General features: G+C 62.9%; 9 protein-coding genes. 2 read left to right on the top strand and 7 right to left on the bottom strand.

From position 1 onward, the window contains the following. Positions 1-24: 24 nt before the first annotated feature. The 3 genes from C6366_RS14260 to C6366_RS14250 form a co-directional block, all read right to left on the bottom strand. Positions 25-1,002: an alpha-ketoacid dehydrogenase subunit beta gene (locus C6366_RS14260; protein WP_031386432.1), complete on the bottom strand. Its 978-nt coding sequence runs from the start codon at positions 1,000-1,002 to the stop codon at positions 25-27. A 51-nt stretch (positions 1,003-1,053) separates the two neighbouring features. After that, positions 1,054-2,016, bottom strand: a complete 963-nt coding sequence (locus C6366_RS14255) for a thiamine pyrophosphate-dependent dehydrogenase E1 component subunit alpha (RefSeq protein ID WP_107739031.1) — start codon at positions 2,014-2,016, stop codon at positions 1,054-1,056. A gap of 227 nt (positions 2,017-2,243) precedes the next feature. Then, entirely contained in the window at positions 2,244-3,479 is a 1,236-nt protein-coding gene (locus C6366_RS14250) for a TraB/GumN family protein (RefSeq protein ID WP_107739029.1), read from the bottom strand. Positions 3,480-3,801: 322 nt separating this feature from the next. Between C6366_RS14250 and C6366_RS14245 the strand changes: the two genes are divergently transcribed. Then, on the top strand, positions 3,802-5,004 hold the full coding sequence (locus C6366_RS14245; RefSeq protein ID WP_158269799.1) for a nitrogen regulation protein NR(II): 1,203 nt from the start codon (positions 3,802-3,804) through the stop codon (positions 5,002-5,004). A 12-nt stretch (positions 5,005-5,016) separates the two neighbouring features. Here the strand turns inward: C6366_RS14245 and rimO are convergent, their stop codons facing one another. Beyond that, entirely contained in the window at positions 5,017-6,363 is a 1,347-nt protein-coding gene (gene rimO, locus C6366_RS14240) for a 30S ribosomal protein S12 methylthiotransferase RimO (protein WP_107739071.1), read from the bottom strand. 91 nt (positions 6,364-6,454) lie between these two features. On the opposite strand from rimO, the gene C6366_RS14235 reads away from it, so the two are divergent. Continuing rightward, positions 6,455-8,029, top strand: a complete 1,575-nt coding sequence (locus C6366_RS14235; protein WP_158269798.1) for a nitrogen regulation protein NR(II) — start codon at positions 6,455-6,457, stop codon at positions 8,027-8,029. A gap of 40 nt (positions 8,030-8,069) precedes the next feature. Here the strand turns inward: C6366_RS14235 and C6366_RS14230 are convergent, their stop codons facing one another. From C6366_RS14230 to C6366_RS14220, 3 genes are read right to left on the bottom strand one after another with little or no spacing between them, the layout of a single operon-like run. Next, positions 8,070-10,103, bottom strand: a complete 2,034-nt coding sequence (locus C6366_RS14230; protein ID WP_107739025.1) for a PAS domain-containing sensor histidine kinase — start codon at positions 10,101-10,103, stop codon at positions 8,070-8,072. 20 nt (positions 10,104-10,123) lie between these two features. After that, a complete protein-coding gene (locus C6366_RS14225) occupies positions 10,124-11,338 on the bottom strand; it encodes a D-alanyl-D-alanine carboxypeptidase family protein (protein WP_158269797.1) in 1,215 nt (404 codons plus the stop codon). Beyond that, positions 11,325-13,247, bottom strand: a complete 1,923-nt coding sequence (locus C6366_RS14220; protein ID WP_233248508.1) for an ABC-F family ATP-binding cassette domain-containing protein — start codon at positions 13,245-13,247, stop codon at positions 11,325-11,327. The genes C6366_RS14225 and C6366_RS14220 overlap by 14 nt, the downstream gene beginning before the upstream one ends. Positions 13,248-13,317 lie beyond the last annotated feature (70 nt).

Here is a 13,317-nt window from a genome sequence, read left to right as displayed (position 1 = left end):
GGGGCTTGGGGGGCTGGAAACCGGCTACAGAATCTCCTTGATGGCCGTGATCAGTTGTTCGTCGTCTGGAATGTAGAACCGCTCCAGCGGCGGGCTGGCCGGGACCGGGATGTCCGGGCCGGTGACCCGGCGCAGGGGGGCCTTGAGCAGGTTGAAGCCCTCCTCCATGACCACGGCGGCGATCTCCCCGCCGAAGCCTCCGGTGCGGGTGGCCTCGTGCAGGACCACCAGCCGACCGGTCTTGGCCACGGAAGTAAGGATGGTCTCCTTGTCCAGGGGGACCAGGGTGCGCAGATCCACGATCTCCACGCTGACGCCTTCCTGGGCCAGCTTTTCCGCGGCAGCCATGGCCACGCCGAGCATCCCGGACCAGGTGACCACGGTCACGTCCGTGCCCGGCCGCTTGACCTCGGCCTGGCCGATGGGAGTGAGATAGTCGTTTTCCGGCACGGGCATGGGCGCGAAATACAGACCCATATGCTCGATGAAAATCACCGGGTTGTCATCCCGGATCGCCGACTTGAGCAGGCCCTTGGCGTCCGCCGCCGTGGCCGGCATGACCACCTTCAGGCCGGGGCAATGGGCCGCCCAGGCTTCAAGATTGTGCGAATGCTGGCATCCGGCCCCGAATCCCGCGCCGGATTTCATGCGCACCACAAGGGGAAAAGTAGATTTGCCGCCGGACAGATAGCGCAGCTTGGCCGCGTGGTTGACGATCATGTCCGAGGCCAGGGTGAAAAAGGGGTTGAACATGATCTCCACCACCGGGCGCAGTCCGGCCTCGGCCGCGCCCACGGCCAGCCCGGCAATGGCCGCTTCGGAAACCGGGGTGTCCTTGACCCGCCCCGGTCCGAATTCTTCCAACAGGCCGTGGGTGGGAAACATGGGGTTCAAGTGAATGCTCACGCCCACGCCTTCCCCGGCGATGAACACGTTGGGGTCGCGGTGCATTTCCTCCCGCAGGGCTTGGTTCACGGCTTGTCCCATTCCTAATTTTTGCATGGCGTCCTTCCTTGTGGCAAAAATTTCTTCGGATTTCATGTCAACGGACTGTTACGCGAACACATCCTCCAGCGCCTCCTCCGGGCTGGGGTACGGACTGTCCTCGGCAAAACGGACCGCTTCCTTCACGAGAGCCTCGGCCCGGTCGTCCATTGCCTGAACGTCCGCGGCGGTGATCAGCCCTTGGGCCAGGAGGTCGTCCCGCAGGCGGGGGATAGGGCATTTTTCCTTCCAGGCGCGGATCTCTTCCTTGGGCTGGTAGTGCTGGGGATCAGCTTCTCCATGGCCCCGGCAGCGGTAGGTCCTGCACTCGATGAGGCTCGGCCCCTCCCCGGCCAATGCACGCTCCCTGGCCTCCCGCACGGCCTGGTACACGGCCAGGGCGTCGTTGCCGTCCACCGCCTCGCCGGGCATGGCGTAGGCCGAGGCCCGGTCGGCCATGCTCGGGTTCGGGGCGTGCTCTTCATAGCGCTGGGCCCCGGCGTAGACGTTGTTCTCGCAGATGAAGATCACCGGCAGCCGCCACAGCGCGGCCAGGTTCATGGCCTCGTGCACCGAGCCCTCGGCAGCCGCGCCGTCGCCGAAAAAGCAGACCGTGACCCGCTGCTCGCCCTTGTACTGCTGGGCAAAGGCCCGACCCACGGCAATGGGCGGCCCGGCCCCGACCACGGTGGAGGTGCAGGGCGCGTTGACCTCGGGCACGGCCAGATGCAGCGTGCCGCTCTTGCCCTTGTTGCAGCCGGTGCGCTTGCAGTAGATTTCGGCCATCAGGGTGTTGGGGTCGGCCCCCTTGGCCAGGAGGTGATTGTGGCTGCGGTGGTTGGTGATGATCACGTCCTCCGGTTCCAGGGCCGCGCAGGCCCCGGAGCCCACGGCCTCCTGGCCGGTGCTGAGGATCATCATCCCCGGAATCTTGCCCTCGATCTTGCATAGCTCCGTCAGTTCGTCCTCAAAGTGACGGGACAGAAGCATGGTCCAGAGCATTTCCTTCTGTTTCTCCGCGCTGATCTTCATGAAACCTCCGTGCGTTGACATGGTTGCGGGCGGTACCGCGCAATGTGAGCGGCCAGACGTTTGATGTAAGAAATGACGTAGCAGGAAATAATGGCTTCTTGAACCCCCTCGGGAAAGGGTTCAGCGGATGTCTGTGGGGGGATATGATTGTCCGGGACCGGACTGGATACGTGCCGGGTTGGAAGGGAGCGAAATAGTAGAAAGGTCGCCTGGGTGGCGACCTTTGATCAAAACGTCCGGGCCGCGATCCAGCCGCCGGAGATGAAGGCCGCCAGGGAGCTGCCCAGGTTGACCAGGGCGACCACCAGCAGAATCCGGCACAAGGGGTTGGTCCAGAAGCCTTTCAGTGAGGTGATGGCCTGGGGCAGGTCTTCCAGGTCCGCCACGGTGGGTCGGCGGATTACGGCCTGGACGAATCCGGCCACGAACCCGGCGGCAATCATCGGGTTCAGGCTGGTGAACGGCGAGGCGACCATGGCCGTGAGCACGGTCAACGGATGGGCCCAGGCCAGCACAGCGCCAAGGCCGGCCAGGACGCTGTTCAGGGCGACCCAAATGATGGCCGACTCCATGGCGTGGGCCTGGCCTTCCTTGAGGAAGCCCCAGGCGATCAGGACCACGATGGCGATGGGGATGGCCCATTTCAGGAATGAGCCGACACTGGACTTGGGCGGAAGAACCGTCAGAGGCGCTAGTTCCGTGTCCTGGTGGATGTGCGCTTCGATACCGGCCATGTGCCCGGCCCCGACCACGGCGACCACGGTTTGGCCTGGGGCCTCGCGGATCTTCTGGGCCAGGAACAGGTCTCGCTCGTCGATGAGCCGCCGCTTGACCTGTGGGAATTCGTCCGCGAAGGCGTCCATCAGGATTTCCATCTGGTCCTTCTGCTTCAGAGATTCGACAACGCTGTCGTCGATTTTGCCCGCAAAGATCAGGCCCATCAGCAGCTGCCCGACCATTTTGAACTTTTCAATAAAGCCAAGATGCCGCCAGGTCCGTTTCAGGGTGATCTCCACCTCCCGGTCCGCCAGGACCAGATGGGCGCCGGTCTCCTTGGCCAGGCGCACGCCCTCGGCCATGTCCGCCCCGGGTTGGATGCCCAGTTGATCGCCCAGCTTGCGATAGAACGAGGAAAGGATCAGTTGGGCCAGCAGAAACGGGGTCTTACGTTCCCGGATCACCCGCATGATGTCCATCTTGCGCCAGCCTTCCCGGTCTATCAGGGCCCGATGCCGGGACGGGCAGAGTTCCACGCAGATGGTGTCCGGATGGACCATTTCCACCGTGGTCCGGACGTCCTCCACGCTCTGCTTGGAAACATGGGCCGTGCCCACGAGATACACGTTCCTCTCGTCCACCCGGACATGTTTCACGCAGGACGGAAGTTCAAGGGCTTGGGCCTGTTGATCCGTTTCGGCCGCTTCGACAGGGGGAGATGACGGGGAAGATGATTCTTGATGCATTCGATTTGGTTCTGGAAAGAGGGATACAGCCGGCAACGGTTTACGGAGCACGGCAAAAACCGGAATTGTCTACACCGTGCGGGATTGGAGGGCAAGCGGGCGGCAAGACGTCGTTTTTCGAAACGTCATATGGCCCCGGGAATTTTGATGAAGACGCTGCTCCGCAAAGAAGGCTCGAGGATGCTTCATCTAACGTTCCCCAAGCATTGTCTTGGCAAACGCCGAGGTTGCGATATAGGGTCGACTTCGACCTTTATCGCGGCTTTTGACGGGCTTACCCCAAGTCGCCGGTCTTAGGGCGAGTCGAATGGAGAAATACCCGATGCCCCCTCCTTCTCGAAAATCCCTTTTGGAGCCGAAAACGTCTCCCTCCGAGGTCTGGCAAGAATCCGGCAAGCAGTGCGTCGTCTCGGACAACGATCCGAATGCGTTGATCCGGGAGAGCGTTGTCGAAAACGTCCTGGAAAGCATGCCCGCCGGTTTGATGATCGTGGGTAAGGAAGGACGGGTTTTTCAGGTCAACGCTCTTCTGGCCGCTATTCTCGGATTTTCCAGGGACACGCTGCTGGAGCAGGGCTGGAGCGTTTTGTTCATCGACCATCCCGAGAACAACGATTTCAACGACGCGATCCTGGACGTGATTCAGGAGGGACGGGTTCGGCAGAGCCGGGAGGTCTGGTACGCGAGGCCGGACGGACAAAGGTTTTTCTTGAAGATCACCTCTTCGTTCCTGCGTTTTGGCGGGGACGACTGGAGATTGGTCGTCCTGGTTGAGGACATGACCGAGTTTCGCCAGATGCACCAGCGGGAAAAGGCCGCTCTGGAAGAGAAGCGTCTCGCCGAGCAGCAGCGGGCCGACAGCCTGAACAACCTGGCCCTGTCCATTGCCCACCAAATCCGCAACCCGATCATGACCATCGGCGGGTTCGCGGGGCTCGCCGCGAAGCACACGGACAAGCCGGAAAAGGTGGCGGAGTATCTGCGAAGCGTGATGGAGTCGGCCCAGCGTCTGGAGCGGATGGCCGCCGCCGTCCGGGAGTACGTTTCCATCACGCCGGGAACATTCCAACGTCTTGGCGTACAAGACCTGCTGCGCGAGACGGTCCGGAGAGTCGGCAATAACGCCGCGCATCCGGGACGAGTGCTTCAAATCGCCAGGTCGCCTTCTCCGGATTGGGCGATTTTCGCGGACCCGGGGCTGGCGGCTTTGGCCCTGGACGCCGTGGTGGAGAACGCCTTTGAAGCCTCTGACGGGATGAGTCCGGGGGATGGAAACGTGATCATCGAGGCCCGGGAAACCGCGGACATGATCGAGGTGCGCGTCACCGACGCCGGACGGGGTATCCCCGAGCAGGATCTCTCCTTTGTCCGCGACCCGTTCTTCACCACCAAGGCGGTGGGGGCCGGAATGGGATTGGCTGTCGCGCAGCGGGTGATGACCCTGCACGGCGGCGATCTGAAGATCACGACTTCACCGGGCAACGGAACCCGGGTCGGCCTGTTTTTTCCCAGGGCGCGGGATTGAACGCCTTTCTCATCAAACCAGAGCCGCCAAATCATAGGTCTTGGTATCCGTGATTTCAGCACGGACCAGTTCGCCGGGGCGGATGTTTTCTCCGCTGACGTAGGTGATGCCGTCCACTTCCGGGGCCTGGAACCAGACCCGGCCTTCATGAAGTCCCGGCCACTCCGGGCTGGGGCGCTCCACGAACACGTCCATTTCCCGGTCCTGGTATTGCGCGAGGATTTCGGCGCTGATTTCGGCTTGCAGCTTCATCAGCCCTTCGCGGCGCCGGGCCTTGGTCTTGGCGCCGACCTGGTCGGGCAGGGTCGCGGCCTTGGTCCCCGGTTCCGGGCAGAAGGCAAAGACTCCGAGGTGGTGAAAGCGGGTTTCGGCGACGAAATCGAAGAGCTTTTGAAAATGGTGGGGCCGTTCGCCGGGGTAGCCGACGATCAGGCTGGTGCGCAGGGCCGCTTCCGGAAAATGCTCCCGGACCCGGTCCACCACTTGGCGGGGATCTCCGGTGAAGGGGCGGCCCATGGCCCGGAGGATGTCCGGGTGGGCGTGCTGCAAGGGGATGTCGAAATAGGGCAGCAGGGGCGGTCCGAGTTCGGCCAGAAAACGCAGCAGGCGCGGCGTCAAGCCGACGGGATAGAGATACATCAGCCGCAGCCAGTCCAGCCCGGGCAGTCCGGCCAGCCGCGCGATCAGGGATTCCAGGGCGTTTCGCGAGCCCAGGTCCCGGCCGTAGGACGTCAGATCCTGGGCCACCAGAATCAGTTCCCGGACGCCCTGCCCCAGAAGCGCTTGGGCCTCGGCCACGATCAGGTCCGGCGGCGTGCTTTTCAAGGGGCCGCGGATGGTGGGGATGGTGCAGAAGCGGCAGCGATGGTCGCAGCCTTCGCCGATCTTCAGGTATGCGTAGACCGGCTTGGTGCTGACGACCCGGCCAGGCGACGCTGCCTGAGGGAGAGCGAGGTTGAGTTCGGCCAGCCGTGGAGCCAACTGGTCTTCCTCGGCCACGTTCAGCCAGAGGTCCACCTCAGGGATGGCTTCGCGCAGTTCCGCGCCGAACCTGGAAACCAGACATCCCGCGACCACCAACAGGGGACGGGGGTGGAGGTCGGCGATATCTTGCGCGGTTTCCAGGATCACGCGGGTGGACTCCTCCACCGCCGGGGCGATGAAGCCGCAGGTGTTGATCAGCACGATTCGGGCTTGGTGGATGTCGTGCACTACCCGCCCGGGGCCGAGTGCTCCGAGCATGCGCTCCGTATCCACGCGGTTTTTGGGACAGCCCAGGCTGACGCACCAGACGCTCGGCCCGGCGAAGTCCGCGGGGTCGCTTGAAGTCGGAATGGGATTGAGGGTATGGCTTGGCATTCGGTTCCGTTGCTCGCGGTTTGAGGACTTCCGGAAATTGCGTCCAGCGCTTGGCACGGAACTCATGGCCCGTCAACCCCACGAGGAACATATGCATCTTTCAGCAGGTTACAATGAAGCCGTTCACGTCCTGGAGGCGGCCCAAGGAGACTTTCTGGTCGGACTGGTCTGCCCGGAGGCTGGGTCGGTTTCGCGAGACGACGCGGCCCTCTCGTCGATATTTGCCGCGATCCTGGAACTGCTGGACCGCTCGGCGCGCGAAACGCAGCTCCCCAGCATGCGCCTCGCGGCCTGCTCCGGCCAGACTCCGGCGGCGCGGGAGCAGGAATTGACGGAACGGGGCATCCACTGGTTTACGGACACGGAGGCCATGGTGGCGGCCCACCCGGACATCAATCTGGTGGTGGATCTGACGGGCAGCCCGGAAACCGTGCAGACCCTGCGCCAGATCTTGCCGTCCTCAGTGGCCTTGCTGGATCGCGCTTGCACGGTCTTTCTGTGTTGCATGCTGGTGATGAGCGAGGTGTCCGGCCAGTGCCAGGCCGACCTGCGCGGCAGCCGGAGCCTGCTGAGCACCATCATCGACGAACTGCCGGACGAGATTTTCTTTCTGGACGATCAGGGCCGTATTCTGGACGTGAACAGGCAGGTTTGCGAACGGCACGGCGTGGACAAGCAGGCGTTGCTGCATCAATCCAGCAACACGGTCCCCGCCGGACCGGGCCAGGCGGCCTGCGGCCCGGCGCGTCGGGACTGGCCGGTGCTTGCGACTCTTGCGAACCAGCGGGAACAGGAGGCGCTGCAAACCTGGATGGATGAGCAGGGCCGGGTCCATTACTACCAGGTGACCGCCTACCCGGTGTTTGACGATGCCCGACGGGTGCATCGGATAATCGAAGTACGTCGGGACGTCACGTTGCGCACGGAAATGGAGAAGCGCTTGCAGCAGGCCGAGAAGCTGGCCGCCATCGGCGAGTTGTCCATGTACATCGCCCATGAAATCCGCAACCCGTTGTTCTCCATCGGCGGATTCGCCAATTCTCTGCTGCGCTCCCAGGAACTGACCGAGAACAGCCGGGAAAAGGTGCGCATCATCTTGGAAGAGTCCAAGCGTCTGGACAGGATTTTAAAGAGCATCATCAACTTCGCCCGGCCCACATCCTCGGAGCTGGCGGAAGTGGACGCCAATCTGATCGTCGCCGAAACCGTGCAGGTACTCGGGATCGGCAGCCAGGAACGTGGCGTGATCCTGGACGTCCGGCTCGGAGGGGAGGTGCCCAATATCCGGGCCGACGCCGAACTGCTCAAACAGTGTTTGATCAATCTGATTAAGAACGCCCATGAGGCTATGCCCGATGGCGGGCGGCTCACGGTGACCACGGCCATGGAGCGCCGCCAGGTCCTGATCAGCATTGAGGATACCGGTCACGGCATTCCGTTGGATATCCAGGACAAGATCTTCAACCCCTTCTTCACCACCAAGCAAACCGGGTCCGGAGCCGGCCTGGGACTGGCCATGACCAAGAAGATCATCAGCGACCTGGGGGGCGACCTGCGCCTGAGCAGCCAGCCGGGCAAGGGCACCCAGGTCGACCTGCTGCTGCAACCCTACGTGGCCATGGAAACGCCTGCTGTCAGGCTTCAGGAGCCGCGACAGGAAACGTGAACGGACATAGACCGGTGCGTCCGTCGTGAACCAAAGGACGTCAGGCGGGATATTGCCGGGGCAGGGAGACGATCAGGTGGGTGCCTTGGGCTTCGGAGGTGGTGAAGCGGATGGTTCCCCCGTGGATCTTGGCGATGAGCATGGCGCTGTAGGTTCCGATACCGGTGCCGTGCTCCTTGCCGTAGGTCACGTAGCGGTCGAAAAAACGGTCGCGGATGTCTTCGGGGATGGTGCCGAAGTTGTGGATGTCGATTTCATGCAGAGAACCCGGATGCGCCTGCTGGCGCTCATCTTGACGAAGCTTTGAGCTGCTTTTCGGAGAACGGACGGCAATGGTGATCCGGGTGCTTTCCGGAGCGGCGTCCACGGCGTTCTGGATTAGATTGGCGAACAGGGATTCGAGCAGAATCGCCTCTCCGGAAAGGGTATATTCATCGTCCCAGGATAGGGGGCGGCCGTCCAGCAGGTAGGCAAAATCCAGGGACTTGGTGGTGGCCGACGGCAAAAACTCTTCGTGCAGGCCACGCAGCATCCGGATCAGGTCGAAGGGTTCCGGTTGGAGTTCGTAAGCGCCTTCCTCCATCTTGAACAGAGCCATGGAGTGGCCGAGCATGTGCAAAAGCTTCATGGCACTCTGGTAGATGGTGGACGCGATTTCCCGCTGACGGTCGGGGAGTTCGCCGCGCAGTAACACTTTGGCCAGTCCGCCGATCCCGGTCAGGGGCGACTTAAGGTCGTGGCGGACCATCCGCTCCACGTCGGCCCGCAAAGACTCGACGCGCTTGATTTCCGTGATGTCCGTGAGCATCCCGTTCCAGACCACCCTCATGTCCGGTTTTCTGGTCGCTAGGGAGCTGTTCTTGAACCAGCGCACCTCGCCCTCGTCTCGACGCATGGAGAACTCGAATTCCACCGGGCCGGGGGGGTCGGAGAATGTCAAGGATGTGGAAAAGCGCTCCCGAACTGCGGGGTGCACGCGTTCGAAAAACAGTTCCGGATCCCGCAACGTGCTTTCCGCGGGCAGGCCGAACAAATTCCAGATACCCTCGCTGATGAACGTGAAGCTCCCCTGGTCCTTGCCGGAAGCCTGGTACTGATAGACCACCCCGGGGATGTTCGCGGTGATTTCCGTGAGCAGACGCTTGCTGGCCCGGAGTTCGGCTTCGGCCTGGGTCCGTTCGGTGATGTCCTGGATGGTCTCGATGGCCCCGACGATTTCACCACGTTCGTCCCGGCACCGGGCGGCCAGAAAGTACATGGAACGCGATGCGCCCTGGATCGTCAGCCGGTCCGAGGCCTCGAAGGCTTCCGGGATGAAGGCGCTGGAAGCAAGATTTTTGTCCCGATAGAGGGCGCCGATTTTTGGACGGTCCATGGTCAGGACCAGATCGGCCAGAACCGGCCTGGACGGCTCGGGGTAGAAAATACGAGAGTCCACCGGTTTGCCCAGACATTGGCTCCTGGATACGCCGGTCAGGATTTCGCAGGCCTTGTTCCAGAAAATCACCCGATGTTCCGTGTCGATCACGAAGGTGGCGATGGGAGTGCCGTCCAGGATCACGGCCAGCAGTTTGCGGCGCCGACGGAGCAGATTCTTGATCCGGCGGTTCTGGGTGATGTCCCGCAGGCAGACCAGCATGGAGTCTTGGTGGCTCCAGATGGTCTTGGCGAGGGAGATTTCCACTGGAAACAGCTTGCCGTCTCCAGGGCGCCTGGCCACCCAGTTGAAGTTCAGGACGTCCCCGTCCGGGAGTTTGGCCCGGATGTCCTCGAACTTGTCCAGCGGGCCGCGGGGGCGAAGCAGGTCCTGGCGTGGACTCAAGGCCATAAGGTCCAGGCGGGGGACGCCGAACAGATCCGCGGCCCTGTTGTTCAGGTCGATGATGCGGTCGGCCGAGGAACAGATCAGTATGGCGTCGGGGCTCTGGTGAAACAGGGCGCGCAGGTTGTCCCTCGCTTCACGCAACGTTTCCAACTCGCGCCGGTCGTCTTGCAGTTGTTCGCGAAGACGGGCGATTTCCCGGTGGGCTTCGCCCAAGGCGACTTGGAGATGAGAGGCGTGGTCCTGGTCCATGGATCGGGTTGGTCAAGTGGTCAGAGCAGATTCGAGCGTAGCAAAAGCAGGCGGACGGAGTCTACGACTTGGCTGAAGAAACCGGCCGGGGCCGCCTCGTTCATGGTAAACACGTCCTCCCTGGCCAAAATTTGGCCGTCCAGGGAGATCTCCAGCGCCCCGACCTTTTGGCCTCGGAGCAGCGGGCCGATGACCGGTTCGGTCAGGGAAAGAGAGACGCGTTGATCCAGATCCGGAAGTCGTCCCCTGGGAATGGTCACCACGATATCCGAGTTCAAGCCGTAGGCCAACTCGTTCTGACGCGCCTTCCAAACTTTGATCGCGCCCAGGGGCTCTCCGCGAAAATGCAGCCGATGGGTTTCATAGTTGCTGAAGCCGTAATCCAGCAGCTCCTGGTTCAGCCGGGTGCGGGCGGCCACGGAGCCCGCGCCCAGCACCACCGCGATGAGGCGCATTTCATCGCGCACCGCCGAGGTGGTCTGGCAATAACCCGCTGCCCGGGTGTAGCCGGTCTTGATGCCGTCCACGGTGGGGTCCCGGTGGAGCAGGCGGTTCCGGTTGGTCTGGTTGATGTTGTTATACTCGAAGTGTCGGATGGAATGCAGGCTGTACAGGTAGGGGTGGTCGCGCAGCAGGGCCAGGGACAGGGTGGCCATGTCCCGGGCCGTGGTCTGAACCCCGGGAGCCGGCAGGCCGGTGGGGTTGGCGAAGTTGGTCCGGGTCATGCCCAGGTCCCAAGCGGTACGGTTCATCATGTGGACGAATTCCGCCTCATTGCCTGCGATATGTTCGGCCAGGGCCACGCTGGCGTCGTTGCCGGATTGGACGATGATCCCGTGCAGCAGGGCGGCCACGGACACGGTGGAGTTCAGGTCCAGGAACATCCGTGAGCCGGTCATCCGCCACGCTCTTTGGCTCACCCGGACCTCGTCGGTCATGAAAATGGTCCCTTCAAGCAGCTTTTGTCCGGCGACGTAGACGGTCATCATTTTCGTCAGGCTGGCCGGTTCTCGCGATGCGTCGATGTCGTGAGCCACCAGGAGTTGCCCGCTGTCCGCGTCCATGAGCAGATAGGCGGCCGCAGCGGAGGAGGACGAGGGGGTGAAGCGCTGGGGCTGGGCGGCCTGGGCGGTGCTCAGGCCGAGACCAGGGAGCAGGGCCAGGGCCAGCGCCGTCGCGATGGCGATCAGCACGGCTCGGTACAGCGGTACTGCGAGTTGGTCACGTCGGGGCATGTTCATATTCCCGTTGTTTGGTTTCCAGTTCGTCAAGGCGTTCATAAAGGCCGAGCAGGTCGGCCTCGGCCTGGTCCAGCCGGGAAGCCAGATCGGCCAGAACTTCGGCTTTGGAGGCGTTTTCTGGAGCTTCCAGGGCTTGGCGCAGTCCCTGCTCCAGGGCCTCGGCTTCCCGAATCCGTTCCGCCATGCCGTCCATCTCCCGCTGTTCGCCGTAGGACAGCTTGGTGGGGCGCCGGGTTTTGGGGGCGTTCGGCTTGGTCGCTGGGGGGGTGTCGTCGGACCCGGCGGAGACGTCAGGGGATGAACGAGCCGTCAGCCATTGGGCGTAATCTGAAAAATAACGCGCTCGGCCGTGTCCGTTCGCGCCCGGCTCCAGGATCAGCAGCTTGTCGCAGAGTGTATCCAATAAATAGCGGTCGTGGGTGATCAGCACGATGGCCCCGGGAAAATCCCGCAGCCCTTCTTCGAGCACTTCCAGGGTCGGAATGTCGATGTCGTTGGTGGGCTCGTCCAGAAGCAGAACGTCCGCGGGGGTGCGCATCAGCCGGGCGATGAGCACTCTGGCCCGCTCCCCGCCGGAGAGCAAGGACACCGGAAGCCCGAGTTGGTCCGGCCGGAACAGAAAGCGCTTGGCCCAGGTGACCACGTGCAGGGCGCGGTCCTGGAAGACCACCGTGTCCCCGGTGGGAGCCAGGGCCTGGCGCAGGGTGGTTTCGGGGTCGAGCTGTTCGCGCTTCTGGTCGAAGTAGACCACCCGCAGACCGTCGGCCCGACGCAGGGTGCCCTGGTCCGGCTGGAGCGAGCCGTGCAGCAGTTGCATCAGGCTGCTTTTGCCCGCGCCGTTGGGTCCCATGATTCCCAGGCGGGTTCCAGGGGAGAGCAGGATGTCCAGGTCGGCGAACAAGGGCCGTTCGCCCAAGGTCAGGCCCAGACCGCGGGCTTCCAGTAATCGCTTGGTCTTGCGGCCCGTGGCGTCGAAGGTGATGTCCGCGGTCTGCTTCAGGGCGTTGCGGGCGCTGACCTCGGCCAACTCGTCCTGGAGACGATGGGCCTCGTCGATGCGCGCGCGGGCCTTGGTGGTTCGCGCCTTGGGCCCGCGGCGCAGCCATTCGATCTCCCGGCGAACCTTGTTGGCCAAAACCTGTTCCTGGGCCTCCTGGGCTGCGACGAGAGCCTCTCGCTTGTCGAGAAACGTACTGTAGTTGCCCTCCACCCGGAGAAATCCTTCGGGGTAGACGCGGTTCAGCTCCACGATTCGGTTGGTGACGGTTTCTAGAAAGACCCGGTCGTGACTGACCAGAACAAAGGCGAAATGGACCTGAAGCAAGAGTTTTTCCAGCCAGAGGATGCCTTCCAAGTCCAGATGGTTGGTGGGTTCGTCCAGCAGGAGCAGGTCCGGTTCCTGGATCAGGGCCCGGGCCAGGGCCAGGCGTTTGCGCCAGCCGCCTGACAGGGTTTCCACCGGGGTGGGACCGTCAGGCAGATGCAAACGGCTGGAGATCTCCCAGACGCGCTGAAAGGTTTCCGGGGTCGAATGGCTTTCGGGGAGACATTCAGGTTGTCTCTCGACGGACCCTCTGGACGATTCACCAGACCATTCACCAGGCGATTTTTCGGCCAGGGCATCCAGTAGAACCTGCTCCACCGTGCTACCCGGGGTGAAGCGCTCTTCCTGGGCGAGATAGACCACGCGCACGTCCTTGCGCCGATGCACCTCTCCCTGGTCCGGCTCTTCCAGCCCAGCGACGATTTTGAGTAGGGTGGATTTTCCGGAGCCGTTGGGGCCGATCAACCCCGTGCGTTCGCCTTCGAACAGGCCGAGGGAAATGCCGGTGAACAGCGGGTGAGCGGTGAAGGCCTTGGTCAGGCCGGTGAAGGAGACGAGAATCGGCACAGCCATGGGCATGGCGTGTACACCACAAACGATCGGACTGGAAGAGAGGGCAAGCCCGGATCAGCCCGGCAGCCGCACCACT

The organism is Desulfonatronum sp. SC1 (genome assembly GCF_003046795.1).
In the GTDB taxonomy this organism is placed as follows: Bacteria; Desulfobacterota; Desulfovibrionia; order Desulfovibrionales; family Desulfonatronaceae; genus Desulfonatronum.
Note: the sequence above shows the minus strand (reverse complement) of the source record. Positions and strands in the feature narration are given on the sequence as shown.

Coding starts and splice junctions, on each gene's coding strand:
- C6366_RS14260 (WP_031386432.1), bottom strand. CDS start 1,002: ATGCAAAAATTAGGAATGGGACAAGCCGTGAACCAAGCCCTGCGGGAG.
- C6366_RS14255 (WP_107739031.1), bottom strand. CDS start 2,016: ATGAAGATCAGCGCGGAGAAACAGAAGGAAATGCTCTGGACCATGCTT.
- C6366_RS14250 (WP_107739029.1), bottom strand. CDS start 3,479: ATGCATCAAGAATCATCTTCCCCGTCATCTCCCCCTGTCGAAGCGGCC.
- C6366_RS14245 (WP_158269799.1), top strand. CDS start 3,802: ATGCCCCCTCCTTCTCGAAAATCCCTTTTGGAGCCGAAAACGTCTCCC.
- rimO (WP_107739071.1), bottom strand. CDS start 6,363: ATGCCAAGCCATACCCTCAATCCCATTCCGACTTCAAGCGACCCCGCG.
- C6366_RS14235 (WP_158269798.1), top strand. CDS start 6,455: ATGCATCTTTCAGCAGGTTACAATGAAGCCGTTCACGTCCTGGAGGCG.
- C6366_RS14230 (WP_107739025.1), bottom strand. CDS start 10,103: ATGGACCAGGACCACGCCTCTCATCTCCAAGTCGCCTTGGGCGAAGCC.
- C6366_RS14225 (WP_158269797.1), bottom strand. CDS start 11,338: ATGCCCCGACGTGACCAACTCGCAGTACCGCTGTACCGAGCCGTGCTG.
- C6366_RS14220 (WP_233248508.1), bottom strand. CDS start 13,247: ATGCCCATGGCTGTGCCGATTCTCGTCTCCTTCACCGGCCTGACCAAG.